Raw genomic sequence first — 1927 nt, forward strand, 5'->3', positions numbered from 1 at the left:
CAGGAATCCAAGGCCAAGCGCGAGAAAGAGGCGGCCGAAGGCAAGTCGCCCGGCCGGCGGAAAAAGAGCACGTCCCGGATGCCGCGCAAGACCAATCCGCTGCTGTTCAGCGGCGGCCTTCGCAACGCGATCACCTATGTCATCCGGAGGCGCGGCGCATGATGGAGATGATCGCCGATCTGCTCTCCGACGAGGACCTGGTGCAGAGCCTGGACATCGAGCGCCTGGGCGAAGGGGTTTCGCCGAGGGGGCGCACCGAAACGACGGTATTGGAGCGCATGACCATCCAGGCCGCCCTGCAGCCGGCCACACCTCGCGAGCGCGAAACCCTGCCCGAGGCCGAGCGCGACAAGGATGCCCTGACCCTCTGGTCGCTGGCTCAGATCACCGCCGAGATCCGCTTCGACCATGCCGGATCGGCGTGGCGTGTGCGGTCGGTCGAGACCTGGACCAGCAGCGGCGAGACCTATTACCGGGCGGTCGCGGTGATGGAGAGCGTGCGATGAGCAACAGTTCGGCCACCGGCGGCCCTTTGGCCGTCCAGGGCGGCCTGTCGCGTGAAGCCCTGGAAGATGTCATCCACGACCTGCTGGCCGGTCTCACCGGCTTGGAGGGGGCGCTGATCCGGCCGCGCTACCAGCCCAAGCCGCCGCCGCAACCAAAGCCCGAAGTGGACTGGTGCGCCTTCGGCATCACGGAGGCGGCGCCCGAGGGCACTCAGCTGATCCAGGGCGACGGCGCGGCAGTCCTGCACAGCCAGGCATCCCTGACCGTGGCCCTGTCCTTCTACGGTCCGGGCGGCGACGTTCTGGCCGGCCGGGTCCGGGCGGGGCTGCTGATCGCCCAAAACCGGGAGGGGCTCCGTGCGGCCGGTCTGGCCTATGTGTCGGCCGGCGCCATCATCGCCGCGCCGGAACTGGTCGGCGGGTCCTGGCTGCCGCGCTTCGATCTGACCCTCACCCTGCGCCAGGCCGAAGCCCTGGCCGTAGCAATCGAAAATCTCGCCTGCGGGCGCCACCAACTCATTGCCAATAGCTGAGGCATATCATGACCAAAGCCCTCTCTGTCGACCGCGTGGTCAAGGTCTCTATCAATCTGGCGCCGCTCGCCGCCGCTCGCCGGAATTTCGGCGCGCTGTTGCTGCTTGGATCATCCGAGGTGATCGATCAGGGCGAACGTATCCGCGCCTATGCCGGCATCGATGCCGTAGCCGCCGATTTCGGCCTTGCCGCGCCGGAATATCAGGCCGCCGAGCTGTTCTTCAGCCAGTCGCCGCGCCCCTCACTCCTCTATGTCGGCCGCTGGATCAAGGAGGATGCTTCGGCCGTGCTGAAAGGCGCCGCCTTGAGCGAGACGGAAGCCGCTCTCTCGGCCTGGACCGGCATTACCGAGGGCGCCATGACCATCAATATCAACGGTCAACAGCGCACGGTTGAGGATTTGGATTTTTCCGATGCCGTCACCCTGGAAGGCATCGCCGCCATCGCCTCCACCGCCCTGTCGGGCGAAGGTGCGCGCCTCGATTACGACGGCAGCCGCTTCATCTTGTCGAGCGCCGCGACCGGCGCGGCTGCTGTGCTGGGATATGCCGACGGCCCGCTGGCCAGCCAGATGAAGTTGACGACCGATACCGCCCTGGCTCCGGTGCCCGGCGCAGACGCGGAAACGCCGCTGGAGGCGGTGGCCGTGCTGGCCGACCGCTCCGGCGACTGGTACGGCCTCGCCTTCGCCGATCCCGGCCTTGCGGTGGAGGATCACCTCGCCGTGGCCGGCTTCATCGAAGCCAGCGCCAAAAGCCGTATCTATGCGGTCACCACCACCGATACCCGGGTGCTGGATGCCGCATTCGGCAATGATGTCGCCAGCCGGCTGTCGGGGCTGGGACGCCGCCGCAGCCTGGTCGTCTATTCGTCCAATCCCCATGCCG

3 protein-coding genes are annotated in these 1927 nt (G+C 67.4%); all 3 read left to right on the forward strand.

From position 1 onward, the window contains the following. Positions 1-158: 158 nt before the first annotated feature. On the forward strand, positions 159-506 hold the full coding sequence (locus EPD66_RS23080) for a hypothetical protein (RefSeq protein WP_142850922.1): 348 nt from the start codon (positions 159-161) through the stop codon (positions 504-506). Beyond that, positions 503-1039 (forward strand): hypothetical protein, encoded by a 537-nt coding sequence (locus tag EPD66_RS23085; protein ID WP_142850923.1) that lies wholly within the window; start codon positions 503-505, stop codon positions 1037-1039. Before EPD66_RS23080 ends, EPD66_RS23085 begins: the two co-directional genes overlap by 4 nt. 8 nt (positions 1040-1047) lie before the next feature. Next, a partial coding sequence (locus EPD66_RS24460) for a DUF3383 family protein (protein WP_221931089.1) occupies positions 1048-1927 on the forward strand: 880 nt, incomplete at its 3' end.

The organism is Telmatospirillum sp. J64-1 (assembly GCF_006980715.1).
In the GTDB taxonomy this organism is placed as follows: Bacteria; Pseudomonadota; Alphaproteobacteria; order Rhodospirillales; family Magnetospirillaceae; genus Oleiliquidispirillum; species Oleiliquidispirillum nitrogeniifigens.